This is a genomic window from Streptomyces sp. NPDC007205, from assembly GCF_040634095.1.
Lineage (GTDB): Bacteria > Actinomycetota > Actinomycetes > Streptomycetales > Streptomycetaceae > Streptomyces.
On sequence record NZ_JBEYEW010000012.1, the window covers coordinates 57,342 to 81,916 of the forward strand.

Annotated in this window: 25 protein-coding genes and 1 pseudogene; 19 read left to right on the top strand and 7 right to left on the bottom strand. The window is 71.1% G+C overall.

Annotated features, from left to right (window positions below; genetic code table 11):
- The first annotated feature begins 36 nt into the window (after positions 1-36).
- Both ABZ624_RS21090 and ABZ624_RS21095 read left to right on the top strand, forming a co-directional pair.
- Positions 37-1,428, top strand: a complete 1,392-nt coding sequence (locus ABZ624_RS21090; protein ID WP_360090885.1) for a M1 family metallopeptidase — start codon at positions 37-39, stop codon at positions 1,426-1,428.
- A 47-nt stretch (positions 1,429-1,475) separates the two neighbouring features.
- Positions 1,476-2,135: a trimeric intracellular cation channel family protein gene (locus ABZ624_RS21095; protein ID WP_360090888.1), complete on the top strand. Its 660-nt coding sequence runs from the start codon at positions 1,476-1,478 to the stop codon at positions 2,133-2,135.
- Here ABZ624_RS21095 and ABZ624_RS21100 read toward each other — a convergent pair.
- Positions 2,044-3,333, bottom strand: a complete 1,290-nt coding sequence (locus ABZ624_RS21100; protein ID WP_360090891.1) for an alpha/beta hydrolase-fold protein — start codon at positions 3,331-3,333, stop codon at positions 2,044-2,046. The two genes, ABZ624_RS21095 and ABZ624_RS21100, sit on opposite strands and share 92 nt — an antisense overlap.
- Positions 3,334-3,496: 163 nt before the next feature.
- On the opposite strand from ABZ624_RS21100, the gene ABZ624_RS21105 reads away from it, so the two are divergent.
- The gene (locus ABZ624_RS21105; protein WP_360090894.1) at positions 3,497-4,357 is read left to right on the top strand and encodes a thioesterase family protein; all 861 of its coding nucleotides are present in this window, start codon (positions 3,497-3,499) and stop codon (positions 4,355-4,357) included.
- Positions 4,358-4,537: 180 nt separating this feature from the next.
- Here ABZ624_RS21105 and ABZ624_RS21110 read toward each other — a convergent pair whose 3' ends face one another.
- On the bottom strand, positions 4,538-5,146 hold the full coding sequence (locus ABZ624_RS21110) for a TIGR03086 family metal-binding protein (RefSeq protein WP_360090897.1): 609 nt from the start codon (positions 5,144-5,146) through the stop codon (positions 4,538-4,540).
- A gap of 101 nt (positions 5,147-5,247) precedes the next feature.
- On the opposite strand from ABZ624_RS21110, the gene ABZ624_RS21115 reads away from it, so the two are divergent.
- Positions 5,248-6,273, top strand: coding sequence for a YafY family protein (locus tag ABZ624_RS21115; RefSeq protein WP_360090900.1), 1,026 nt, complete (start codon positions 5,248-5,250; stop codon positions 6,271-6,273).
- A 29-nt stretch (positions 6,274-6,302) separates the two neighbouring features.
- Here the strand turns inward: ABZ624_RS21115 and ABZ624_RS21120 are convergent, their stop codons facing one another.
- Positions 6,303-6,929 carry a TetR family transcriptional regulator gene (locus tag ABZ624_RS21120; protein WP_360090903.1) on the bottom strand — a complete coding sequence of 209 codons (627 nt, stop codon included), beginning with the start codon at positions 6,927-6,929 and terminating at the stop codon, positions 6,303-6,305.
- Between the two features lie 144 nt (positions 6,930-7,073).
- Between ABZ624_RS21120 and ABZ624_RS21125 the strand changes: the two genes are divergently transcribed.
- The 3 genes from ABZ624_RS21125 (at position 7,074) to ABZ624_RS21135 (ending at position 9,032) form a co-directional block, all read left to right on the top strand.
- The gene (locus ABZ624_RS21125) at positions 7,074-7,241 is read left to right on the top strand and encodes a hypothetical protein (protein ID WP_360090906.1); all 168 of its coding nucleotides are present in this window, start codon (positions 7,074-7,076) and stop codon (positions 7,239-7,241) included.
- 32 nt (positions 7,242-7,273) lie between these two features.
- Entirely contained in the window at positions 7,274-7,552 is a 279-nt protein-coding gene (locus ABZ624_RS21130; RefSeq protein ID WP_360090909.1) for a DUF4190 domain-containing protein, read from the top strand.
- Positions 7,553-7,862: 310 nt separating this feature from the next.
- Positions 7,863-9,032: a cysteine desulfurase family protein gene (locus tag ABZ624_RS21135; RefSeq protein WP_360090912.1), complete on the top strand. Its 1,170-nt coding sequence runs from the start codon at positions 7,863-7,865 to the stop codon at positions 9,030-9,032.
- Positions 9,033-9,296: 264 nt separating this feature from the next.
- On the opposite strand, the gene ABZ624_RS21140 is transcribed toward ABZ624_RS21135, so the two are convergent.
- Positions 9,297-9,926, bottom strand: a complete 630-nt coding sequence (locus tag ABZ624_RS21140; RefSeq protein WP_360090915.1) for an N-acetylmuramoyl-L-alanine amidase — start codon at positions 9,924-9,926, stop codon at positions 9,297-9,299.
- A 115-nt stretch (positions 9,927-10,041) separates the two neighbouring features.
- Between ABZ624_RS21140 and mnmA the strand changes: the two genes are divergently transcribed.
- Positions 10,042-11,166 carry a tRNA 2-thiouridine(34) synthase MnmA gene (gene mnmA / locus ABZ624_RS21145; RefSeq protein WP_360090918.1) on the top strand — a complete coding sequence of 375 codons (1,125 nt, stop codon included), beginning with the start codon at positions 10,042-10,044 and terminating at the stop codon, positions 11,164-11,166.
- A 6-nt stretch (positions 11,167-11,172) separates the two neighbouring features.
- Here mnmA and ABZ624_RS21150 read toward each other — a convergent pair whose 3' ends face one another.
- Positions 11,173-11,955 (bottom strand): alpha/beta hydrolase, encoded by a 783-nt coding sequence (locus ABZ624_RS21150; protein ID WP_360090921.1) that lies wholly within the window; start codon positions 11,953-11,955, stop codon positions 11,173-11,175.
- A gap of 37 nt (positions 11,956-11,992) precedes the next feature.
- Positions 11,993-12,316, bottom strand: coding sequence for a DUF427 domain-containing protein (locus ABZ624_RS21155; RefSeq protein WP_360090924.1), 324 nt, complete (start codon positions 12,314-12,316; stop codon positions 11,993-11,995).
- 79 nt (positions 12,317-12,395) lie between these two features.
- On the opposite strand from ABZ624_RS21155, the gene ABZ624_RS21160 reads away from it, so the two are divergent.
- The 5 genes from ABZ624_RS21160 (at position 12,396) to ABZ624_RS21180 (ending at position 19,433) form a co-directional block, all read left to right on the top strand.
- A complete protein-coding gene (locus ABZ624_RS21160) occupies positions 12,396-12,959 on the top strand; it encodes a TIGR00730 family Rossman fold protein (protein ID WP_360090927.1) in 564 nt (187 codons plus the stop codon).
- Between the two features lie 7 nt (positions 12,960-12,966).
- Complete coding sequence (locus tag ABZ624_RS21165) at positions 12,967-13,665, top strand: SDR family oxidoreductase (protein WP_360090930.1); 699 nt, start codon at positions 12,967-12,969, stop codon at positions 13,663-13,665.
- A gap of 31 nt (positions 13,666-13,696) precedes the next feature.
- Positions 13,697-14,704, top strand: a complete 1,008-nt coding sequence (locus ABZ624_RS21170; protein WP_360090933.1) for a methionine synthase — start codon at positions 13,697-13,699, stop codon at positions 14,702-14,704.
- A 15-nt stretch (positions 14,705-14,719) separates the two neighbouring features.
- On the top strand, positions 14,720-16,915 hold the full coding sequence (gene ligA, locus ABZ624_RS21175; RefSeq protein ID WP_360090936.1) for an NAD-dependent DNA ligase LigA: 2,196 nt from the start codon (positions 14,720-14,722) through the stop codon (positions 16,913-16,915).
- Between the two features lie 259 nt (positions 16,916-17,174).
- The gene (locus ABZ624_RS21180) at positions 17,175-19,433 is read left to right on the top strand and encodes a bifunctional diguanylate cyclase/phosphodiesterase (RefSeq protein WP_360090939.1); all 2,259 of its coding nucleotides are present in this window, start codon (positions 17,175-17,177) and stop codon (positions 19,431-19,433) included.
- Between the two features lie 114 nt (positions 19,434-19,547).
- Here ABZ624_RS21180 and ABZ624_RS21185 read toward each other — a convergent pair whose 3' ends face one another.
- The gene (locus tag ABZ624_RS21185) at positions 19,548-19,802 is read right to left on the bottom strand and encodes a hypothetical protein (protein WP_360091262.1); all 255 of its coding nucleotides are present in this window, start codon (positions 19,800-19,802) and stop codon (positions 19,548-19,550) included.
- Between ABZ624_RS21185 and ABZ624_RS21190 the strand changes: the two are divergent.
- The 6 genes and pseudogenes from ABZ624_RS21190 to gatB form a co-directional block, all read left to right on the top strand.
- Positions 19,787-20,071 (top strand): annotated as a pseudogene (locus ABZ624_RS21190) (DUF4267 domain-containing protein); the annotation flags it as partial. The gene ABZ624_RS21185 and the pseudogene ABZ624_RS21190 sit on opposite strands and share 16 nt — an antisense overlap.
- Before the next feature lie 33 nt (positions 20,072-20,104).
- Positions 20,105-20,599 (top strand): cupin domain-containing protein, encoded by a 495-nt coding sequence (locus ABZ624_RS21195; protein ID WP_360090942.1) that lies wholly within the window; start codon positions 20,105-20,107, stop codon positions 20,597-20,599.
- A 271-nt stretch (positions 20,600-20,870) separates the two neighbouring features.
- Positions 20,871-21,167 carry an Asp-tRNA(Asn)/Glu-tRNA(Gln) amidotransferase subunit GatC gene (gatC, locus tag ABZ624_RS21200; protein ID WP_004925108.1) on the top strand — a complete coding sequence of 99 codons (297 nt, stop codon included), beginning with the start codon at positions 20,871-20,873 and terminating at the stop codon, positions 21,165-21,167.
- Positions 21,168-21,172: 5 nt separating this feature from the next.
- On the top strand, positions 21,173-22,672 hold the full coding sequence (gene gatA / locus ABZ624_RS21205) for an Asp-tRNA(Asn)/Glu-tRNA(Gln) amidotransferase subunit GatA (RefSeq protein WP_360090945.1): 1,500 nt from the start codon (positions 21,173-21,175) through the stop codon (positions 22,670-22,672).
- The gene (locus ABZ624_RS21210) at positions 22,669-22,908 is read left to right on the top strand and encodes a hypothetical protein (RefSeq protein WP_351240077.1); all 240 of its coding nucleotides are present in this window, start codon (positions 22,669-22,671) and stop codon (positions 22,906-22,908) included. The genes gatA and ABZ624_RS21210 overlap by 4 nt, the downstream gene beginning before the upstream one ends.
- Before the next feature lie 13 nt (positions 22,909-22,921).
- Positions 22,922-24,439: an Asp-tRNA(Asn)/Glu-tRNA(Gln) amidotransferase subunit GatB gene (gatB, locus tag ABZ624_RS21215; protein ID WP_360091265.1), complete on the top strand. Its 1,518-nt coding sequence runs from the start codon at positions 22,922-22,924 to the stop codon at positions 24,437-24,439.
- The last annotated feature ends 136 nt before the right edge of the window (positions 24,440-24,575 follow it).

Below are 24,575 nucleotides of genomic sequence, written 5' to 3' on the forward strand. Positions count from 1 at the left end.
GACCACTGATCGGTACACGCTCGAAAGGGACGACTCATGGCACTCTCCCGTTCGGCACGCCTGGGGGCTGTCGCCACCGCGGCGGCCTCCTTCCTCGTCATCGGCGCATCACCCGCCCCCACCCCGGGCGCCCCCGGCATCGGCGACGCCTACTTCCCACGGCTCGGCAACGGCGGCTTCGACGCGCTGCACTACGACCTCGACGTCGCCTACGCCCCCGACACCGGCCGCCTGGACGGCCGTACCACCCTCATCGCCCGCGCCACCCAGAACCTCTCCTCCTTCGACCTGGACCTGCAGCAACTGCAGATCACCAAGGTCGAAGTGAACGGCAGACGCGCCGAGTTCACGCGGGACGGCGACGAGGTGACCATCACCCCGCGCCGAAGCCTGGCGCGCGGGCGCACCTTCGAGGTCACCGTCACCTACGGCGGCATACCCCAGCCCCTCAGCGGGCCCATCGTGTTCGGCTCCAAGTACGGCTGGATGAAAACCACCGACGGCGTCTTCGTCGCCTGCGAGCCCAACGCCGCCTCCACCTGGTTCCCGTCCAGCGACCACCCCTCCGACAAGGCCACCTACGACATCCGGATCAAGGCGCCGAAAGGCCTGACCGGCGTCTCCAACGGCCGGCTCGTGTCGACGTACGACAAGGGCGGATCGACGTACACCCACTGGCGCGAGTCGAAGCCGATGGCGACCTACCTCGCCACCGCCACCATCGGCAGGTTCGACGTGCGCACCGGCCGCACCCCCGGCGGCATCCCGGTCTACGTCGCGATCGACCCCGTCCTGAAGAACAGCAACAGCGTCGACGTGTACGCCGTCACCGCCGCCGCCACCGACTACTGGTCGCGCGTCTTCGGGCCGTACCCGTTCGAGGAGACCGGCGCCATCGTCGACGACATGCCCGAGGCCGGGTTCTCGCTGGAGGTGCAGAGCAAGCCCGCCTACTCGGCCGTGCGCAGCGAGACGACCATCGTGCACGAGCTGGCCCACCAGTGGTTCGGCGACTCGGTGAGCGTGGCGCGGTGGAAGGACATCTGGCTCAACGAGGGCTTCGCCACCTACGCCCAGTGGCTGTGGGCGGAGCACCAGGGCACCCGCTCGGCCCACGACTCCTTCCTCGCCGCCTACAACGCCCGCCCGGCCGACTCCGGCTTCTGGCAGATCAAGGTCGCCGACCCGCAGCGCGACACGATGTTCTCCTCCGCCGTCTATCAGCGCGGCGCGATGACGCTCCAGGCACTGCGCGAGCGCATCGGAGACAAGGCCTTCTTCAGGCTGCTGCCCGCCTGGACCAGGCTCCACCGGTACGGCAACGCGGAGACCGCCGACTTCGTCCGCCTCGCCGAGCGCGTCAGCGGGCAGAAACTGGACGACCTGTTCGACACCTGGCTGTCCACCACAGGGAGACCTGCTCTGTAAGCCTGGCTTTGTAAGGTTCACGCCGTCCGGCAGGTGAGAATACCGGGGTGCAGCTCCAGCAACTCTTCAGTCCCTCCGTTCAGCACACGCTCGATGTCATCGGCATCTTCGTGTTCGCGATCTCCGGCGCCCTGCTGGCCGTCCGGAAGAACTTCGACGTGTTCGGCATCGCCGTGCTCGCCGAGGTCACCGCGCTGGGCGGAGGACTGTTCCGCGACCTGGTCATCGGAGCCGTACCCCCGGCCGCCTTCACCGACCTCGGGTACTTCCTCACCCCGCTGCTCGCCGCGCTGGTTGTCTTCTTCCTGCACCCGCACGTGGAACGCATCCAGGCGGCGGTGCTGGTCTTCGACGCGGCCGGCCTCGGCCTGTTCTGCGTCAGCGGAACGACGAAGGCGTACAGCTACGGCCTCAACCTGACCGCGTCGGCGACCCTGGGGCTCGCCACCGCGGTCGGCGGCGGTGTGCTGCGCGACGTGCTCGCCAACGAGGTGCCCTCACTGCTTCGCTGGGACCGCGATCTGTACGCGGTCCCAGCGATCGTGGGCTCCACCATGGTGGTGCTGTGTCTCCGCTATGACGCCCTGACCCCCCTCACCAGTGGGCTCGCGGCCGTCACCGCTTTTGTGCTGCGCCTGCTCGCGATGCGGTTCCACTGGCGAGCTCCGCGCGCGTGGAACCGCCGGTCGACGGTGACCGAGGAGTAGTGCCGGTGGTTCCGGCGGCGTTCCCGTCGAGAGAACCCGTGGTGCCGCCGAGCGACCGGTCCTGACCCTTGGCGTGGTTCTGGCCCATCTGCAGGGTCAGCCAACGGAACACCGCGCCGACCTGGGGCCGCCACAGCGCCATGTTGTGGCCGCCCGCGCTGCGCGGCAGGAACACCACGTGCACGGTCGTCGGCGCCTTGGCGACGGACTCCAGCGCCACGCCCGCCTCGTAGCCGTCGCGGGACTCGCCGGAGACGTACAGCGCGATCCGCGGCGGCACCGCCGACTTCTTCAGGATCATGTAGGGGTTGTTCTCGGCGCGCAGGGTGGGGTTCTGCGCGGCGAGGGAGTTGCGCTCGCCGATCGGGTCGTTGTAGCCGGACAGGCTCACCGCGGCCCGGTACCGGTCCGGGTGCGCCACCGCCAGCTTGACCGCGCAGTGGGCGCCCGCGGAGTACCCGGCGACGGCCCAGCCCTGCGGCGCCGGCTGGGCACGGAAGTTGTCCGTGACCATCTTCGGCACGTCGATGCTGAGCCAGGTGTCGGCGTTGACCTGGCCGGGGACGTTCGCGCAGCCGGTGTCCACGCCGGCCAGCAGGTTGGTGCGCGGGGCGACCATGATGAAGGGCGCCACCTGGCCGCTCTGCATCAGCGGCAGCAGCTGCTCGTGCGCGTGCATGGAACCGAACCAGGCCTTCGCCGAACCGGGGTAGCCCGGCAGCACCTCCACCACCGGGAACTTCTTGTGGCGGTAGGCGGGGTCGTTGTACTGCGGCGGCAGCCAGACGTAGACCTCGGCGTTCACGCCCGAGACCCGGCCCTTGAGCTGGGTGACGCGCACCCCACCGGCCGCGCTCATCCCGGGTCCCGAGGCTGCTGTGAAGGTCTGCTTGACCTTGGGCAACCGTTTCACCGCTATGCCGCCGGTGCCGTCCCGGCCCAGGTCCCGGGCCTGCTGGACGTGGTTGCCGGTGCCGAGCAGATCGGCCCAGTTGTCGTACAGGTTGTTCTGGTTGTTGACCAGAACGAAGATCAGTGTGACGGCGGTGCCTTGGGCGAACAGCAGCATCAGCACGCGGGCCGCGGCACGCAGGGCCTTGTGCCCGCGCACTCGTGACCACAACACGAGCGGCAGTATCAGTGCAACCACGGCCAGCACGATGGTCGTGTAGAGGAACGGAGTCCCGGTGAGGCTCATGCCTCCATAGATGGGAATCAGGGCGCTGAGGTTGTGGACGAGTCAGCACACTTACCGAAAAGTTGCCGGAACCTCACCCGGCAGAGGGATCAGGGGGCCGTGGGCGCCCTGATTTCACCATAAAAAGCTACCGCTTAGTAGTCTCCTGTTGTACCTTTCACCCATGCCAGAAGCAGCTTCCGCCCCTGCCGCACGGGCCGTGATCGGCGCGAGCGAATTCGACCGCGACACGGCGGTCAGCCGGCGCGAGCCCGGTGTCTACGACGTCGACCTCTCGGCCGGCTGGACCATCTTCAACGCCGTGAACGGCGGCTACCTGCTGGCAGTGCTCGGCCGGGCCCTCGCGGACGCCCTTCCGCACCCGGACCCCTTCACCGTCTCCGCGCACTACCTGACCGCCTCCCGGCCCGGCCCGGCGGTCATCCGCACGGAAACGGTCCGCACGGGCCGCACCCTCTCCACGGGTCAGGCCTCCCTGCTCCAGTACGACGACCAGGGCAACGAAGTCGAACGCATCCGCGTCCTCGCCTCCTACGGAGACCTCGCCACCCTCCCCGACGACGTCCGTACGACCGCCACCCCGCCCGCGATCCCGCCCCTCGACCAGTGCTTCGGCCCCGAGGACGGGCCGTCCCCGGTCGAGGGCGGCTCGGCGATCGCCGACCGCCTGATGCTCAAGCTGGACCCGTCGACCCTGGGCTGGGCGCTGGGCGCGCCCTCCGGGAAGGGGGAGATGCGCGCCTGGTTCGGCCTGGCCGACGGCCGTGACGCCGACCCGCTGTCGCTGTTGCTGGCGGTGGATGCCCTGCCGCCCACGGCTTTCGAGCTCGGCCTGAAGGGCTGGGTGCCCACGGTGGAACTCACCGTCCACGTCCGCCGCCGCCCGGCCCCCGGCCCGCTGCGGGTGTCCATCACCACCCGCAACCTGGCCGGCGGCTTCCTGGAGGAGGACGCCGAGGTCTGGGACAGCGAGGACAACCTGGTCACCCAGTCCCGCCAGCTGGCCCGGGCCAGGCTCGGCTGAGCGGTGGCCTCCGGCCGGCGGGACGGCTGTGGTTCGGGCTCGGCTGAGCGGTGGCGTCCGGCCCGCGGGGTCGCTGCGGTTCCGGCTCGGCTGAACGGCTCGGTCGGGCCCGGCTGGAGGGAAGCCTCCGGTGCGGGCGGCCGGGGCGGTTGCGGGTCCGGCTCGGTGTGGTGGCGGGCGTCAGGCCCGGCTGAGCGGGGTGCGGCCGAGCCAGGCGGCCAGCTGCTCGTAGACGTCGGCGTTCTCGGGAGTCTGGCGGCGGGTGTCGAAGGGGGTGTTCTCGTCGCGGGGGCGGGAGTCCGGCAGTACCTGGCGGGCGGTGGTGAGCGCGAACCGGGCCAGTTCCGGGTCGAGCCGGTGCGGGTGCCCGAGGGCCTCGGCGAGGTCCCAGGTGTGGGTCACGATCTCCATCACGTAGCCCGAGAGCGCCGCATAGCCCGGTACCTCGCCCCACGGCACCCGGACCGGGGCCGCCATCCGCTCGTCGCTCTCCCAGGCCTTCAGCACACGGACGCGCACCTCGTCGTAGGCCGCCGCCCAGCCCTCGTCCTCGACACCGTCGGCGACGGGCTGTACGGCGAGTCCGTCGCCGCCTTCGCCGACCACGGCGATCCGCCGGGTGCCGCCGACGATGTGGCTCAACAGGCCCCGTACGTCGAACTCCGTACACGGCGTCGGGCCGTCCAGCTGGTCCGGCCGTACGGTCTTGATCAGGGCCGCCGCCTGCTCCGTGGCGCGGACGTAGATGGGGCGCGGGTCGATGAACTCGCTGGTGGTCCTGGTGGTCATGGTGTGCCTCTCGGTAGGTCGGTGCCCCGAGGATGGCGCGATAACCTGACATCTGCCGTCAATATTTGCGCGGGAATCCGTCCGGGCGGGATTCTGGGCGCGTGAAGTCCGACCGGCTGTTGTCGATCCTGCTGCTCCTGCAGACCCGGGGCCGTGTCCCCGCGCACGAACTCGCCGACCGGCTGGAGGTGTCGGTCCGCACCATCTACCGGGACATCGAGGCCCTGTCGGCCTCCGGCGTCCCGGTGTACGCCGAGCGCGGCCGGCACGGCGGCATCGAACTCCTCGCCGGTTTCCGCACCGACGTCACCGGACTGACCGCCGACGAGTCCCGCGCCCTGTTCATCCTGGCCGCACAGGGCGCGCACGCCGCGCTCGGCCTCGATGCCGCCCTCGGCTCGGCCCTGCGCAAGGTGATGGCCGCGCTGCCGGCGCCGTACCGGCCCGCCGCCGAGGTGACCAGCCGCCGCATCCTGGTCGACGCCACCCGCTGGAAGAGCGGCCCCCAGCAGTCCGTCGACCTGGAGGTGCTCCAGGACGCGGTGTTCTCCGACCGGCGCCTGAAGCTGCGCTACCGGCACAGCGGGACGCGGGAGCCGCGGACGTACACCGTCGACCCGTACGGACTGGTCGCCAAGGCCGGGGTCTGGTACCTGGTCGCCGACCGGCGCGGGGTGCCGCGGCTGTTCCGGGCCGACCGGATCCGCTCGGCCCGCCCGCTCGACGAGCCGGTACGGCGCCGGCCCGGGATCGAACTCGCCGACGCCTGGGAGGCGCTGCGACGTCAGGTGGAGGAGCGGCAGGGCGGGATCGAGGTCACCGTACGGGTACGGCGCGAGCGGCTCGACATGTTCCAGCGGGTGACGGCCGCCGAACTGACCGCACCGCCCGATGACGACGGCGAGAGCGACTGGGTCACCGCCCGGCTGACCTACCCGGTGCTGCGCGCGGTCCGCCAACTCCTCGGGTTCTCCGATCAGGTGGAGTTGCTGGAACCGCCCGAGGCCCGCGCGGAACTGCTGGCGGCGGCCCGTTCTGTCACGGCCCTGTACCAGGAGGGGCCGGACCCGGAACGGACAGCTGGCGGGCAGGGCGGGCTCAAGTGCCCCCAATGCGGCGTTGGTTGAGTACGGTCCCTCAGAACTCTCTGTACCTCTCAGTCCGTCCAGTGGCTGCGGCCGATGCTGATGAGCCGCAGCTGCCGGGCGGCGAGCTGCATGACGCGCTCCCGCTCCTCCGCCGGGGACTCCAGCGCCTCCAGGAACAGGGAGGCGGTGATGAGCATCTGGTCGACGTAGAGATGCGCGAGCATCAGCAGGTCGTCGTCGCTCCAGCCCGCGGCCTCGGAGTCCTTGGCCAGCTCGGCCTTCACCTCCTCGGCGAACCGGACCAGTTGGGCCCGGATGGCCTCCCGTACCGGCTGTACCCCGCCATGTCGTTCCCGGGCGATAAACCGGACATGTGCGGGGTACGCGTCTACGTGGCGGGCGATCAACTCGATGGCGCGCGAGATGCGTTCCTCACTGTCGCCCGCCGTGGACACCGTCGTCCGCACCATCGGATGCAGGCTGCCCAGCGCCTCGTCGACCAGTGCCACACCCAGGTCGGCGGTCGAGCGGAAGTGCCGGTAGAAGGCGGTCGGGGCAACGCCGACGGCCCGGGTGACCTCGCGCAGGCCCAGGCTGCTCAGACTCTGCTCCTCCAGCAGCGCGAGCGCCGCGTCGAGGAACGCCTGCCGGGTCTTCTGCTTCTGGGCCTGCCGGATGCCGAGGGTGTGACTCATGTCATCCAGTTAACAACTGTTCTCCGGAATTGGAAAGCCGTGGAACGCGCTAGAGTAGAAGTCAGTGAACAACTGTTACTACAACTGTTCACCGAAACTTCACACCGGCCCGATCGAGGTATCCCGGAGGGGGGATCTGATCCCATGCTGTTCCTCGTCGCCGCACTCATGCTGCTCGGTGTCGTGCTGGGCACCATCGCCCACGCGCCGCTGACGGTCACCGCCGTCGTCGCCGCCGTCATCGCCGTGTGGCTCGGCGTCTTCGCGCTCCGCGAGCGCCACAGCCGCCGGCGCCGTACGCCGGCCAACTGACCGTCCGCCCCGACTTCCAGGAGCTGAGCACCATGCAACTCACCGCACCGGTCACAAGCCGCGACGACACCCGGCCGGCCGCCCGTGACGCCGACGGCATGGCCGTGGCGTCCTTCATCCTCGGCCTTCTCGGCCTGCTCGTCCTCAACCTCTTCCTCGGCCCGATCGCCATGGTCCTGGCCGCCGTGTCCCTCTGGCGCGGCACCACCCGCCGCGGCCGAGCCTGGCTGGGCCTCACCCTGGGCGTAGCCGACCTGGTGGTCCTGGTGATCGCGATGCAGCTGTCCCACACGCTCTCCTGGAGCCTGTGACCCCGCCCGGCATCAGCTGACGCCCCCCGGGCCCCGAGGACGACGGGGCACCCGGCCAACGCCCCTACCGCCACCGTCGCCGTTTCCCGGCGCGGGGCGTCTGAGGGGTGTCTGAAGCCGAGCGTCGCGCCCCCCTGCCGCCGGGCAGTCTGGTGGCCTGGCAGCCGAGCCGCTGCCTCTCACCCCCGTCCCGCAGTCAGCGCAAGGCGCCCCAGCCCAGGGCACCCTCAAAGGCAAGGCAAGGCGCCCCCGGCCAACGGAAACCTCGCAGCCGAGGCAGGCTGCAAGGGGGCCGTAGAATCAGGGCACCATGGCTTACCTCGACCACGCCGCGACAACCCCCATGCTCCCGGAGGCGGCAGAGGCCCTGACCGCCCAGTTGAGCATCACGGGCAACGCCTCCTCCCTCCACGCATCCGGCCGCCAGGCACGCCGCACGGTCGAGGAATCCCGCGAAACCCTCGCGGAAGCGCTCGGCGCCCGCCCCAGTGAGGTCGTCTTCACCTCGGGCGGCACCGAGGCCGACAACCTCGCCGTCAAGGGCCTTTACTGGTCCCGCCACGACGCCGACCCGGCCCGCACCCGCGTCCTGGCCAGCCCCGTCGAGCACCACGCCGTCCTCGACGCCGTGCACTGGCTCGGCGAACACGAGGGCGCGACGGTCGAGTACCTCCCCGTCGACCCCTACGGCCGCGTCCACCCCGAGGCCCTGCGCGAGGCCATCGCCCGCAACCCCCACGACGTCGCCCTGGTCACCGTGATGTGGGCCAACAACGAGATCGGCACGGTCATGCCGATCCGTGAACTCGCCGAAGCCGCCGCCGAGTTCGGTGTCCCGATGCACGCCGACGCGGTCCAGGCCCTCGGCCAGGTGCCGGTCGACTTCGCCGCCTCCGGCCTCGCCGCGATGACCGTCTCCAGCCACAAGATCGGCGGCCCGTACGGCATCGGCGCGCTGCTGCTCGGCCGTGACCACACCCCCGTACCCGTCCTGCACGGCGGCGGCCAGGAGCGGCACGTCCGCTCCGGCACCCTGGACGTCCCCGCCGTCGCCTCCTTCGCCGTCGCCGGCCGGCTCGCCACTGGGCACCGCGAGTGGTTCGCCCGCGAGATCGGCGCCCTGCGGGACCAGCTGATCGACGCCGTCCGTACGGCCGTACCGGACGCGATCCTCGGTGGCGACCCGGCACCCGAGGGCCGCCTGCCGGCCAACGCGCACTTCAGCTTCCCCGGCTGCGAGGGCGACTCCCTGCTGCTCCTGCTGGACGCCCAGGGCATCGAGTGCTCGACCGGTTCCGCCTGCACCGCGGGCGTCGCCCAGCCCAGCCATGTGCTGCTCGCCACCGGTATTGACCCGGATCTGGCCCGCGGCACCCTGCGCTTCTCGCTCGGCCACACCTCCACGGCGGCGGACGTCGAGGCGGTGGCGAAGGCGATCGGCCCGGCGGTGGAGCGGGCGCGCGTGGCGGGGCTCAGCTGAGGCGCACACGAAGGCGACCTACGAGGCGGGTTCCCTTCGCCGGCATTGTCCGGATCAGGTGATGGGGGTCGCCGTCAGGTCCAGTCCTTGCGACCTTCCGGCCTCTCAGCCCGAGCGTCGATGTCGGCACCAGCGGAAACGGTGTACCTCTCGTTGAAGAGATCATGTATCTCTCGCTGACGTCGGCTACTCCGCTTGAACTCCCTCACTCGTCTCGTAGGTCTGGTATTCAGGATAGAACCGCACACACCGGACAAAAAAGGCCTAAGCCTTGATTTTTTTCAGGTATCTCTCCCAGTCCCAGTGCGGCCCCGGGTCGGTGTGGTCCGTCCCCGGCACCTCCACGTGCCCGATGATGTGCTCACGGTCCACGGGTATGCCGTACCGCCCGCATACCGCCGCCGTCAGCCGCGCCGAGGACGCGTACATGGCGTCCGTGAAGGAGGAGGCGTCGTCCACGAAGCCCTCGTGCTCGATGCCGACACTGCGCTCGTTGTACGCGCGGTTGCCCGTGTGGAAGGCCACGTCCAGCTCCCGTATCAGCTGGGTGATCCGGCCGTCCCTGCGCACGATGTAGTGCGCCGCCGCACCGTGCGCCGGGTCCTGGAAGACCTTCACCGCGCTCGCGTAGTCGCCCTGCGTGACATGGATGACGACCCGGTCCACGGAATAGTCGTCCGGCCGGTCCGCCCGCCGGTAGTTGGCCGGCGAGGCCGGCACCCAGCGCGCGCCCCGGAAGTCCACGGCCCCCGCCACCCGGGGCTTCTCCACGCCCGGCAGCCGCCACCACAGATGCGACAGCTCCCCGCGGGCCAGCACGGCCGTGCCCACGGCGGCCGCCGCACCGCCGACGAGCAGGGCCCGCCGCCCCAGCCGCCGATCCGCGTCGCTCATGCCCTCCCCTTCCGCACCCGGTCCGCGCCCCGGTCCGCGCCCTGTTCCGCCCCCTGTGACCGTCAACGGATATCCGGCAGTCCCGGTTCCCGCCGCCCCGTACCCTGGAAGGGCTATGACTGAGACCCCGCAGCGCCCCCTCCGCGTCCTCGCCGCCATGTCCGGTGGAGTCGACTCCGCCGTAGCCGCCGCGCGTGCCGCGGAAGCCGGCCACGACGTCACCGGCGTCCACCTCGCGCTCTCCGCGAACCCGCAGTCCTTCCGGACCGGCGCGCGGGGCTGTTGCACCATCGAGGACTCGCGAGACGCCCGCCGCGCGGCCGACGTCATCGGCATCCCCTTCTACGTCTGGGACCTCGCCGACCGCTTCCGCGAGGACGTGGTCGAGGACTTCGTCGCCGAGTACGAGGCCGGCCGCACCCCCAACCCCTGCCTGCGCTGCAACGAGAAGATCAAGTTCGCCGCGCTGCTCGACAAGGCCCTCGCCCTCGGCTTCGACGCGGTCTGCACCGGTCATTACGCCAAGGTCATCGTCCGCGAGGACGGCTCCCGCGAGCTGCACCGCGCCTCCGACATGGCGAAGGACCAGTCGTACGTCCTCGGCGTGCTGGACGAGAAGCAGCTCGCCCACGCGATGTTCCCGCTCGGCGACACGGTCACCACCAAGGACGAGATCCGCGCGGAGGCCGAGCGCCGGGGCCTCGCCGTGGCCAAGAAGCCCGACTCGCACGACATCTGCTTCATCGCCGACGGCGACACCCAGGGCTTCCTCGCCAAGCGCCTCGGCAAGGCCGAGGGCGACATCGTCGACGAGTCCGGCAACAGGCTCGGCACGCACGAGGGCGCCTACGGCTACACCATCGGCCAGCGCAAGGGCCTGCGCATCGGCACTCCGGCCCCCGACGGCAAGCCCCGCTACGTCCTCGACATCTCCCCGGTCACCAACACCGTCACCGTCGGCCCCGCCGCCGCCCTGGACGTCACCGCCCTCACCGCGATCAAGCCCCGCTGGTGCGGCACCGCCCCCACCGGCCCCGGCACCTACACCGCCCAGCTGCGCGCCCACGGCGGCGAGACCGAGGTCACCGCGGAACCGGTCGACGGCGAACTGCGCGTGACCTTCACCGAACCGGTCCGCGGCGTCGCCCCCGGCCAGGCGATCGTCCTGTACGACGGCACGCGCGTGGTGGGCTCGGCGACGATCGCGTCGACCACGCGCGCGACGGCCGCGGCGCTGTAGCCGTCGCTACTCCGTCAGGAAATCGGCCAGCACGGGCCCCAGCACCTCCGGCTCCACCATGTGGGTCTGCCCTTCCAGGACCCGGTACGTGCCCTGCGGCAGCGTCTCGGCGACCGTGCGGTTCGCCTCGCGCATCCACTCCGGGCTCGCCCCGCCCGCGACCACCAGCACGGGCACGGAGATCGCGGCGATCCGGTCCCGGGGGAGGAGGCCGTCGCCCATGACCGCGTCGTCGTACGCGAGACTCGGCGCGACGGCCTCCATCCCGGCCCACATCGGCGACTCCCGGGCGCCCCGGATGACCTCCTCGCCGAGGCCCGTCAGCCGCAGGAACAGCTCCACCGCGTCCCCGCGCCGGCCGTCCGCGAGCGCCTTGTTCAGCTGCTCCTTGTAGGTGGCCTCCCGCTCGGCGCCGCCCTGCAGGAAGTCGGCGTAGGGCACCTCGTAGACGGCGGCCCGGACAGCCGGCAGCCCGCCCGCCACCGCCTCCAGCACCAGCGCGCCGCCCGAGGAGACCCCGAACAGCGCCGCCTCGCCGCCCACGGCGTCGATCAGCGCGGCCAGGTCCTCGACCTCACGCTCGACCTCGTACGGCTTCGTGTCGCCGCTCTCGCCGCGGCCCCGGCGGTCGTAGACGACGGCCGTGCAGCGGCCCGCGAGCCGCTGGGCCAGAGGAGCCACGGTGCCCCCGGTGGACATCGCGCCGCTCACCAGGATCACCGTGGGCCCCTGGCCGATCACCTCGTACGCGAGGGACGTGCCGTCACGGGAAGTCGTCTTCTTGTCCATGCCCCTGCAGACTGCCGCACCGGCCCCGGCTCATCGGTCACGACACGTCGGTTTCGTAGAAGCAGAAGTGATCCCTGATCTCGGCGACGTCCGGCTTCGGGTCCGGGTACGCCCACACCAGATCGGGCGCGTCCGGCAGCGACCAGTAGGACGCCGTGCCCTTGAAAGGGCACTCGGTGTGCGTGTCGGAGGGGGTCAGCAGATCGACGCGTACGTCGGCGGCGGGGATGTAGTACCGCACCGGACAGCCCGTCTCGCGCAGCACCAGCGGCCGGTCGGTCTCCGCGAGCACCTGCTCGCCGTGCACCACGCGCACGTGCTGCTCGCCCTGTTCGATGGTGATCGTGTGTCCTCGGCTCATAGTGGGACAGCACCGGCGGGCCCGTGGTTCTTCCCGCGTACGACGGAGACGGTGAGGCAGGGGCCGTACGGTAGAGGCCATGAACATCTGCGTCTTCCTCTCCGCAGCCGATCTCGACGAGCGGTACACGCGCCCCGCGCGCGAGTTCGCGGAACTGATCGGCAAGGCCGGTCACACCCTGGTGTGGGGCGGCTCCAACGTCGGTCTGATGAAGGTCGTCGCCGACGGGGTGCACGAGGCGGGCGGCAGACTGCTGGGCGTGTCCGTGGAGTTCCTCGCGAACAAGGCGCGGCCCGGCGCCGACGAGATGGTCATCGCAGCCGACCTCGCCGAACGCAAGAAGCTGCTGCTGGAGAAGGCCGACGCGGTGGTGATCATGGTGGGCGGCACCGGCACGCTGGACGAGGCCACCGAGATCCTGGAGCTGAAGAAGCACGGCCGCACCGAGAAGCCGGTCGTGCTGCTGAACACCGCGGGTTTCTACGACGGTCTCCAGGAGCAGTTCCGCCGCATGGAGGACGAGGGCTTCCTGCCCCGCCCGCTGTCCGAGCTAGTCTTCTTCGCCGAGGAGCCGGTCGGAGCGCTGGCCTACCTGGAGGCGGCGACATCTGCGGCTGCCGCCGCGGGGCAGGGCGAGCGCTGATGCGAGCATGGCCTGCATGGCTACTTATGTGATCACCGGGGCCGGGTCCGGCATCGGCGCGGCCGTCGCCCGCCGTCTGCACGCGCGCGGGGACGAACTCGTCCTGCACGCGCGCGACGCGGGCCGCGCGAAGGAACTGGCGGCCGAGTTTCCCGGCGCCCGCACCCTGGTCGGCGACCTCGCGGACCCCGACAAGCTGTCCTGGGCGTTCTCCCACCAGACGCTCCCGGAGCGGGTGGACTCGCTGCTGCACATCGCCGGCGTCGTCGACCTGGGCGAGGTCGGCGACCTGACCCCCAAGTCCTGGCGCCACCAGCTCAACGTCAACCTGATCGCCCCGGCCGAGCTGACCCGGCACTTCCTGCCCCAGCTGCGCGCCGCCCGCGGCCATGTGATCTTCGTCAACTCCGGCGCCGGCCTCACCGCGCACGCCGGCTGGTCCGCGTACGCCGCCTCCAAGCACGGTCTCAAGGCCCTCGCCGACTCCCTGCGCCAGGAGGAGCACGCGAACGGCGTCCGGGTCACCTCGGTCTACCCGGGCCGCACGGCCAGCCCCATGCAGGCCAGGGTCCACCAGCAGGAGGGCAAGGAGTACGACCCCTCGCAGTGGATCGACCCCGAGTCGGTCGCCACGACGATCCTCATGGCCCTCGACCTGCCGAGGGACGCGGAGGTCAACGACCTGACGGTGCGACCGGGACGCTGACCCCGGCCGAGGGGTTCCGTAGGCTTCCCTGGTGAGCGAAAACAGCCAGTTCAGGTTTGCCGGGGCCACCGGTGTCGGGTCCATGCCCGGTGACGACGCCCGCGAGGCCGCCAAGACCGTCACCGGCAGCTGCGAGGACTTTCCGTTCCTGCCCGAGCTGCCCGCGCGCGGCCCCGGCGCCGACATGATCGGCCGTACCGCGGGCATGCTCGTCGAGCTTTACGCGCGCGTGGAGCCCAGCGGCTGGCGGCTCGGCGACCGGCCGGGCCGGGACACCAAGCGGGCGCGCGCCTGGCTGGGGGAGGACCTGGACGCCCTGGAGGAGTTCACCCAGGGCTACGAGGGCGACCTGAAGGTGCAGGTGGTCGGCCCCTGGACGCTGGCCGCCGCGCTGGAGTTGAAGAACGGCGAGGCGGTGCTCTCCGACGCCGGTGCCTGCCGTGACCTCGCCGCCTCGCTCACCGAGGGCGTGCGGCTCCACCTCGCCGAGGTGCGGCGCCGTGTGCCGGGCGCCCGCCTCGTCCTCCAGCTCGACGAGCCCTCCCTCACCGCCGTCCTGCGCGGAGAGGTCCGCACCGCCAGCGGCTACCGCACGCACCGGGCCGTGGACCGGCAGGTCGTGGAGGCCACCCTGCGCGACGTCATCGGGGTCCAGGACGGCGGACCCGTGGTCGTGCACTCCTGCGCCCCCGACGTGCCGTTCGCACTGCTGCGGCGGACCGGCGCAGCCGCGGTCTCCTTCGACTTCGCCCTGCTCACCGAACGTGACGACGACGCGATCGGTGAAGCCGTCGAGGGCGGCACCCGGCTGTTCACCGGTGTCGTGAGCGGGACTCAAGGGCCATTGTCAGACCCTGCCGGTAGCGTCATGGGTGTCAGGACGCTGTGGCGCAGGCTGGGTCTGCACCCGGGGCTGCTCGCGGAGGCGGTCACGGTCACCCCGGCGTGCGGTCTGGCGGGAGCTTCCCCCGCCTACGCACGCCAGGCGCTCGCCCACTGCGTCCGGGCGGCGAGATCCCTCGCGGACAACCCAGAGTAACGGGAGGACGACACGGTGGCCGGCGACAAGCAGCAGGCGGAGACGGCAGTGCCCGCCGAGGCACGTGACAAGCACGCGCAGCTCGCTGAGCAGATCGAGGAGCACCGCTTCCGGTACTACGTGAAGGACGCTCCCGTCATCAGCGACGCGGAGTTCGACAAGCTCCTGAAGACTCTGGAGGCCCTGGAGGAGCAGTTTCCGGAGCTGCGCACCCCGGACTCGCCGACCCAGAAGGTCGCGGGGTCGTACGAGACGGAGTTCAAGGCTGTCGAGCACCGCCAGCGGATGCTGTCGCTCGACAACACCTTCAACGACGAGGAGCTGGCCGCCTGGGCCGAGCGCATCGCGCGCGAACTCGGCGACCAGGACTACCACTTCCTGTGCGAGCTCAAGGTCGACGGCCTCGCGGTCAACCTGACGTACGAGAACGGCCGGCTCACGCGCGCGGCAACCCGCGGCGACGGCCGCACCGGCGAGGACATCACGCCGAACGTCCGCACGATCGCGGAGATCCCGGACCGCCTCAAGGGCGACGACATCCCGGACCTCGTGGAGATCCGCGGCGAGGTCTACTTCCCGATGGAGAAGTTCCTCGAACTGAACGAACGCCTGGTCGCGGCCGGTGACAAGCCGTTCGCCAACCCCCGCAACGCCGCCGCCGGTTCGCTGCGCCAGAAGGACCCGCGGGTCACCGCCACCCGCCCCCTGCACATGGTGGTCCACGGCATCGGCGCCCTGGAGGGCTTCACGGGCATGACCCGGCTGTCCCAGGCCTACGACCTGCTGAAGACCTGGGGCCTGCCCACCTCCCCGCACAACCGCGTGGTCGACGACCTCGACGGCGTGCGCGAGTTCATCGCCCACTACGGCGAGAACCGCCACTCCGTGGAACACGAGATCGACGGTGTCGTCGTCAAGCTGGACGAGATCCGTCTGCAGGGGCGCCTCGGCTCCACCGCGCGGGCGCCGCGCTGGGCGATCGCCTACAAGTACGCGCCGGAAGAGGTCAACACCAAGCTCGTCGACATCAAGGTGGGCGTCGGCCGCACCGGCCGCGTCACGCCGTACGCCCAGGTCGAGCCGGTCACGGTCGCCGGCAGCGAGGTGGAGTTCGCCACCCTGCACAACCAGGAGGTCGTCAAGGCCAAGGGCGTCCTGATCGGGGACACCGTCGTCCTGCGCAAGGCCGGTGACGTCATCCCGGAGATCCTCGGCCCGGTGGTCGACCTGCGGGACGGCAGCGAGCGGGAGTTCGTGATGCCGAGCGAGTGCCCCGAGTGCGGCACGCCGCTGCGGCCCATGAAGGAGGGCGACATCGACCTCCGCTGCCCCAACGGCCGTACCTGCCCGGCCCAGTTGCGCGAGCGTGTCTCCTACCTCGCGGGCCGCGAGTGCCTGGACATCGAGAACTTCGGCGCGGTGGCCGCCGCCGCGCTCACCCGGCCGCTGGAGCCGGCCGACCCGCCGCTGGTGGACGAGGGCGACCTGTTCGACCTGACGGTGGAGAAGCTGCTGCCCATCAAGGCCTATGTCCTGGACCCCGACAGCGGTCTGCCCAAGCGGGATCCCAAGACGGGCGAGGAGAAGGTCGTCACGGTCTTCGCCAACCAGAAGGGCGAGCCGAAGAAGAACACCCTCGCACTGCTGGAGAACATCGAGGCGGCCAAGTCCCGCCCGCTGGCCCGCTTCCTGAACGGCCTGTCGATCCGGCACGTCGGACCGGTCGCCGCGCAGGCCCTCGCCCGCGAGTTCCGCTCCGTCGACCGCATCGAACAGGCCACCGAGGAGGAGCTGGCGACCACCGACGGCGTCGGCCCCACCATCGCCGCCGCGCTCAAGGAGTGGTTCGCCGAGGACTGGCACCGCGAGATCGTCCGCAAGTGGAAGGCCGCCGGAGTCCCGCTGGAGGACGAGTCGACCGGCGAGGAGGAGGGCCCGCGCCCGCTGGAGGGGCTCACGGTCGTCGTCACCGGCACCCTGGAGAACTTCACCCGGGACGGCGCCAAGGAGGCGCTGCAGAGCCGGGGCGCGAAGGTGACCGGATCGGTGTCGAAGAAGACCTCGTTCGTCGTCGTGGGCGACAACCCGGGGTCGAAGTACGACAAGGCCATGCAGCTGAAGGTTCCGGTTCTGAACGAGGACGGTTTCGTCGTCCTCTTGGAGCAGGGTCCGGACGCGGCGGCCGAAGTCGCGCTTCCGACCGGGGAGTAGCGGTTGAAGGCCACCCGTTCGGCGCATATCAGTTGCATACGGGTGGCCCGGGCGCATTCGGGCAACCGTCGACGACCGGTGCCCGTGGAAGCCTTCCGCGGCCTACTGTTGAGGTGTGCACCTGCCGTGCCCAGCTGCGGTTGGGGCATCCCCGTGCGCTCTGAGGGCGCGGGGAAGGTTTCTTCAACGCGGAGCTGCTGATGGGTGTCGGACATCGGGCCGCGTGGCGTGGGCACCGCCGGCTGTGAGAGGGACGGGAATGGAACCGACCGAGAGCGTCGCCCCCGACTCACGGCTGCGCCTGCGCCGTGGCGCGGGCACCTGGCGGGGGAACCGGTGGACGGGGCGGGGCCACGGGCGTGCGGGCGGTCAGGCCCGCGCGGCCGGACCGGGCACCGCCACCGACGCCCACCCGCCCATACCCCTGGCCATCGAGCCCGCCCCCGGCCTGACCGGCACAGGCACCGATAGCGACACCGACACCGAACGGCACCTGTCCTGGCCCGCGCTGCCCGCGGCCGTCGTGGGCGCCGCCGCATTCGTCCTCGGCGCCGGCTTCTACCGCGCCTTCAGCGGCCACCACGCCCTCTTCCCGTGCGGCACGGTCGGCTGGTCGCTGGCCCTGCTCACCGGCGTCATCGTCGGCCACCTCGTCATGCTGGGCCGCGCCCGCTGGTGGGGCGGCACCGGCTCCGGCGCCGCCCTCACCCTCGCCGTCCTGCTGCTCTACGGCTGGGTGCCCGCCGGCATGGTCAGCCTCACCGTCGTCGTCCTGGTCGGCATCGCCCGGCGCCACCGCTGGCGGCAGGGCGTGCTGCACGGCGCCGTGGACCTCCTCGGCATCGCCGCCGGGGCACTGCTGCTCGGCGCGTTCGGCCCGGCGCCGAGCGTCGAGACGCCCTGGCGGCCGGACACCTGGAGCATCGCCACCGCCCCCGAGGTCGTCCTCGTCGCCGTCGCCTACCTCGCGGTCAGCCGCGGCCTGCAGTGGTATCTGTACGCACCGCGCAGCGGCAAGGTGCCCACCGTGGCCCGCACCGCCCTGGTCAGACAGGGCCTGGTGGCCGTTGCGCTGCTCGGCATCGCACCGCTGCTGTGCGTCGTCGCCGAAGCCCAGCCGATTTTGCTCCCGTTGTTCGCCATCCCCCTCATCGCCCTCGACTCCAGCCTGTGGATGGCCCGCGCGCGTGCCGAGGAGCAACTGCGTGACCCGCTGACCGGCCTGCCCAACCGGCAGTGGCTGCTGGAGCGGATCTGGACCGCCCTCGACGACGCCGAACGCATCGGCGCCCGTTCCGCCCTCTTGCTGATCGACCTCGACCGGTTCCGGTCGGTGAACGACACCCTGGGCCATCTCGCCGGTGACCGGCTGTTGCTCCAGATAGCCGACCGGCTGCGGCTCGCCCTGCCACGCGGAGCGGAGGCCGCGCGACTCGGCGGTGACGAGTTCGCCGTGTTACTGCCCCTCGCCGACTCCACCACGTCGGCCACGCGCATGGCCCGCGGCCTGGTCACCGCGCTCAGCTCCCCGCTGGACCTCGACGGGCTCACCCTCGTCCTGGAGGCCAGCGCCGGCGTCGCCGTCTTCCCCGACCACGCCCTGGACGCCGAAGGGCTGCTGCGGCGGGCGGACGTGGCGATGTACCAGGCCAAGAGGGGCCGTACGGGCGTGGAGGTGTACGAGTCCAAGCGGGACTCCAACACCCCGGACCGGCTCGGTCTGCTGGGCGATCTGCGCCGGGCGCTGGACGCGCACGAGGTGCAGCTGCACTACCAGCCCAAGGTCCGCTTCGACGGTCAGGTCGCCGGCCTGGAGGCGCTGGTGCGCTGGGTGCATCCCGAGCGAGGGAAGGTTCCGCCGGACGAGTTCATAGCGATCGCCGAGTCCTCCGGGCTGATGCCCCATCTGACGGAGTACGTCCTCGAAACCGCGCTGAGCCAGGTCGCCAAGTGGCGCGCGCAGGGGCTGCGGGTCCCGGTCGCCGTCAACGTCTCCCCCCGGGATGTCCACACGCCCGGTTTCGCGGGGTCGGTCGCGGCGCGGCTGGCCCGGCACGGGGTCCCTGCGGCGGCCCTGCAGCTGGAGATAACCGAGCATGTGCTGCTGGAGGATCCGCAGCGGGCCGCGGACACCCTCGCGGGCCTGACCGGGCACGGTGTGAAGATGTCGCTGGACGACTTCGGCACGGGATATTCGTCGCTGGTGCATCTGCGGCGGCTGCCGGTGAGCGAGCTGAAGATCGACCGGTCGTTCGTGGCTCGGCTGGCCGTCGACACCGAGGACGCGGAGATCGTGCGCTGCACGGTGGATCTCGCGCATTCGCTCGGTCTTCTCGTCGTCGCCGAGGGCGTGGAGGACGACGAGACCTGGGAGCGCCTGCGGGACATGGGGTGTGACGCTGTGCAGGGATGGCTGGTCGCTGCGGCGATGCCGGCCGAGGAGGCCACGGCGTGGTTGCGGGCCCGTGGATCCCGAGGGTGGCAAAGGCCTCGGGCAGCGTTGCCTGCCGGCGAGTAGTCTTCCCGCCCGCCCGTGCCAACCTGGCTGGAGGGCGGGCGTCTGCCGTGGGGGCGGTCGGCGGGTGCGGGGCGTCGTGGATCGCCCGCAGCTGCCCGCGTCCCCACGGGGCGCTCAGCCCCCAGCGAAGTGGCCGATCAGCAACGTCAGCCGTTTCTCGTGCCCGTTTTCCGGCAGACGCCCACTGCGCATCAGGGTCGCCAGGCCGTGCAGCGCCGCCCAGAACGTCTTGGGCCGGCTGTACTCGATCTCGGCGGCCAGCCGGCGTGTGGTCACCGCGTGCCAGCTCTCCGCCTCGGCCAGCTCCCGCGCGGCCGTCACGATCAGCCGCTCCCGCTGCGCTCGTTCGCGCTCCCGGCGCCTGTGGATACGTCAGGGCCGGCCCTCGTGGCGACGCCGGCGCCCACCTGTCGATCAAGGGGCTCAGGGACGGCACCTTCGGGCTGGTGGGCCTGGTCCTGCTGGCCGCCGTCGGTGCCCGTGCCGAGGCGTGGTTCCTGCTCGCCGTGGCACTCGTACCGCTCGTGGACACGTGGATAGTGCTGCGGCACGGCGGCGCCAAGGCCGTGGCCCTCGGAATCCACCTCGCCACGGCGGTCGTGGTCCTGATCAGCGCCGGGCTGCTCTTCGCGGTCTGACGGCACCGCACGACATCACCGAGGGGGAAAGCCATGTCCCTGTTCGTGCCCGAGTTCGACGACTCCGTGATCGTCCGTGGCGCCGAGGCGGAGGTGCTGGGCGGTGCCCCCGTCGGTGTCCGGCTGCTGGCCGACAGCAGTGCGACCGGAGGGGCGCTGTCCACGGTGCGCGTCACCCTCGCGGAGGGCGCCGACGGCGCGCGGCCCCACCTCCACCACAGCGGGGCGGAGATGTTCTACCTGCTCGACGGGTCGGCCGAGATCCTCTCCGGCGACGACATCGTCACCGCCGAGCGCGGCGATCTCGTCATCGTCCCCCCGGAGAGGCCGCACGCCTTCGCCGCCGTCCCGGACGCGACGGCGGACATCCTCATCGTCTTCGCCCCGGGCATCGAGCGCTTCGAGTACTTCCGCCACCTGCAGCGCATCCGCCTCGGTGAGGCCACCCCGGAGAGCATCCTCGAGGTGCAGGAGCGGTACGACAACCACTTCCTCAAGAGCGAGGTCTGGGACGGCCGCCGGGGCTGACGCGCGGGGCCCCGGGGAAACCGTTTCACGGCCACCCGGCCCCGCCCCATAGGATTGGGGACTGGCGTCACATTTCCGCCTGCCTCGCGACGCCTGGCACGCACGCTCGCCGCGTTGCCGAATCGCCCACGTGGCTCCGCCACGAGGGCGCTCCGGCGCCTTGCGATCGCACGCACCAGACGCCGCGAGGCCCGCCCTTCGGGCGGACGGCGGAAACGCGACGCCAGCCCCCGGCCCCAAACCACACACACTCACCCCAGAGGAACGCTGCATGCCTGGCATCACGCGCGAGGAGGTCGCCCACCTCGCCCGGCTGGCGCGTCTGGAGCTGAAGCCCGAAGAACTCGACCACTTCGCGGGACAGCTGGACGACATCATCGGCGCGGTCGCCCGCGTCAGCGAGGTCGCCGACCAAGACGTACCGCCGACCTCGCACCCGCTCCCGCTGACGAACGTCATGCGGCCGGACGAGGTCCGTCCCTCGCTCACCCCCGAGCAGGCGCTCTCCGGCGCCCCCGCCCAGGAGCAGCAGCGTTTCAAGGTGCCGCAGATCCTGGGGGAGGAGTGACCACCATGACGGACAGCAACATCATCAAGCTCACGGCCGCGCAGATCGCCGAGAAGATCGCCTCCGGCGAGCTGACGGCCGTCGAGGTCACCGAGGCCCACCTCGCCCGCATCGAGGCCGTCGACGAGAAGGTGCACGCCTTCCTGCACGTCGACCGCGAGGGCGCGCTCGCCCAGGCCCGCGCCGTGGACGAGAAGCGGGCCCGCGGCGAGAAACTCGGCCCGCTGGCCGGCGTGCCGCTCGCGCTCAAGGACATCTTCACCACCGAGGGCGTGCCCACGACCGTCGGCTCGAAGATCCTGGAAGGCTGGATCCCGCCGTACGACGCGACGCTCACCAAGCGGCTGAAGGCCGCCGACGTCGTCATCCTCGGCAAGACCAACATGGACGAGTTCGCCATGGGGTCCTCCACCGAGAACAGCGCCTACGGTCCGACCGGCAACCCGTGGGACCTCACCAAGATCCCCGGCGGCTCCGGCGGCGGTTCCTCCGCCGCGCTCGCCTCCTACGAGGCCCCGCTCGCCATCGGCACCGACACCGGCGGTTCCATCCGCCAGCCGGCCGCCGTCACCGGCACGGTCGGCGTGAAGCCGACGTACGGGGCGGTCTCCCGCTTCGGCATGGTGGCGTTCTCGTCCTCCCTGGACCAGGGCGGCCCCTGCGCCCGTACGGTCCTGGACGCGGCCCTCCTGCACGAGGTCATCGCCGGGCACGACCCGCTGGACTCCACCTCCATCGACGCCCCGGTCCCGCCGGTCGTCGAGGCCGCCCGCAACGGCAGCGTCGCGGGCATGCGCGTCGGCGTGGTCAAGCAGTTCCGCGGCGAGGGCTACCAGGCCGGTGTCATCCAGCGCTTCGACGAGTCCGTCGCGCTGCTGAAGGAGCTGGGCGCCGAGATCGTCGAGCTGGACTGCCCGTCCTTCGACCTCGCCCTGTCGGCGTACTACCTGATCGCGCCGTCCGAGTGCTCCTCCAACCTCGCCCGCTTCGACGGCCTGCGCTACGGCCTGCGGACCGGCGACGACGGCGGCCACTCGGCCGAGGAGGTCACCTCCCTGACCCGCGAGGCCGGCTTCGGCCCCGAGGTCAAGCGGCGCATCATGCTCGGCACGTACGCCCTGAGCTCCGGCTACTACGACGCGTACTACGGCTCCGCGCAGAAGGTCCGCACGCTCATCACGCGCGACTTCGAGAAGGCCTTCGAGCAGGTGGATGTCATCGTCTCGCCGACGACGCCCACCACCGCCTTCGCGATCGGCGAGCGCGCCGACGACCCGATGGCGATGTACCTCGCGGACCTGTGCACCATCCCGACCAACCTGGCGGGCAACGCGGCCATGTCCCTGCCCTGCGGACTCGCCCCGGAGGACAACCTCCCGGTGGGCCTGCAGATCATCGCCCCGGCGATGCAGGACGACCGCCTGTACAAGGTGGGCGCCGCCGTCGAGGCCGCCTTCGTGGAAAAGTGGGGACACCCGCTGCTGGAGGAGGCTCCGTCGCTGTGAGCAAGCTGTCCAAGGCCAAGGACTTCAAGAAGTCCAAGTCCGGTACGTACCTGTCGATGGCCACCACCGCGTTCGGCGCGTTCGGTGTCGCCAAGCAGATCAAGAAGGCCCGCGCCGAGCACGACACGCTGCGGCTAATCGACGCCACGGTCTCCGCCGTGGCGATCGTGACCGGCCTCGCGATCCTCTACCGCGAGCTGAAGCGGCTGGGCGACGACGACGTCCTGCTGGGCTGAGAGGGAAGTTTTCATCGTGACCACCACGACCGACCTGGTGTCGTACGAAGACGCACTGGCGTCGTACGACCCCGTCATGGGCCTTGAGGTCCATGTCGAACTCGGCACCAAGACCAAGATGTTCTGCGGCTGTTCGACGGCGCTCGGCGCCGACCCGAACACCCAGACCTGCCCCGTCTGCCTCGGCCTGCCCGGCGCGCTCCCGGTCGTCAACGCGACCGGCGTCGAGTCCGCGATCAAGATCGGTCTCGCGCTGAACTGCGAGATCGCCGAGTGGTGCCGCTTCGCCCGGAAGAACTACTTCTATCCGGACATGCCGAAGAACTTCCAGACCTCCCAGTACGACGAGCCGATCGCCTTCAACGGCTACCTCGACGTACAGCTGGAGGACGGCGAGACCTTCCGCGTGGAGATCGAGCGCGCCCACATGGAGGAGGACACCGGCAAGTCGACCCACGTCGGCGGCGCCACCGGCCGTATCCACGGCGCGTCCCACTCCCTGCTGGACTACAACCGTGCCGGCATCCCGCTGATCGAGATCGTCACCAAGCCGATCGTCGGGGCCGGCGAGCGCGCCCCCGAGGTGGCGAAGGCGTACGTCCGCGAGCTGCGCGAGCTCATCCGTGCCCTCGGCGTGTCCGAGGCCCGCATGGAGATGGGCCAGATGCGCTGCGACGTCAACCTGTCGCTGATGCCCAAGGGCGCCGACAAGTTCGGCACGCGGAGCGAGACCAAGAACGTCAACTCGCTGCGCTCGGTGGAGCGTGCGGCCCGCTACGAGATCATGCGCCACGCGGCGGTGCTGTCGTCCGGCGGCACGATCGTCCAGGAGACCCGCCACTTCCACGAGGACACCGGTTCCACGACCTCGGGCCGTGTGAAGGAGGAGGCCGAGGACTACCGGTACTTCCCGGAGCCCGACCTCGTCCCGGTCGCGCCCTCGCGCGCGTGGGTCGAGGAGATCCGCGCGGCCCTGCCCGAACTGCCGCTGGTCCGCCGCAACCGGCTCCGTGAGGAGTGGGGGATCTCGGCGACCGACATGCAGGCGATCCTCAACGCCGGTGCGCTGGACCCGATCGTCGCCACGATCGACGCCGGTGCCGACGCGGCCTCCGCCCGCAAGTGGTGGATGGGCGAACTGGCGCGCAGCGCCAACGAGTCCGGCAAGGCGCTGGACGAGCTGGCGATCACTCCGCAGCAGGTGGCCCGGGTCACCGAGCTGGTCGCGAAGGGTGACCTGAACGACAAGCTGGCCCGCCAGGTCATCGAGGGTGTCCTCGCCGGCGAGGGCACCCCGGACGAGGTCGTCGACAAGCGCGGTCTGAAGGTCGTCTCCGACGAGGGCGCGCTGACCGCCGCCGTCGAGGAGGCCATCGCCGGCAACCCGGGCGTCGCGGACAAGATCCGCGGCGGCAAGGTGGCCGCGGCCGGCGCCCTGGTCGGCGCGGTCATGAAGGCCACCCGGGGGCAGGCCGACGCGGCCCGCGTGAAGGAGCTGATCCTTCAGAAGCTGGGCGTCAGCGAGGGCTGAGACCCGGCTGCGCGCACGGTACGGCTACGGCCCTGGAGGGCATGACCCACATGCCCTCCGGGGCCGTACGCATGTCCCGGAGTGCGGCACGGTACGACAGAGTTCGCCGAAGTGTCCTGTGACGTACCTCGCACTC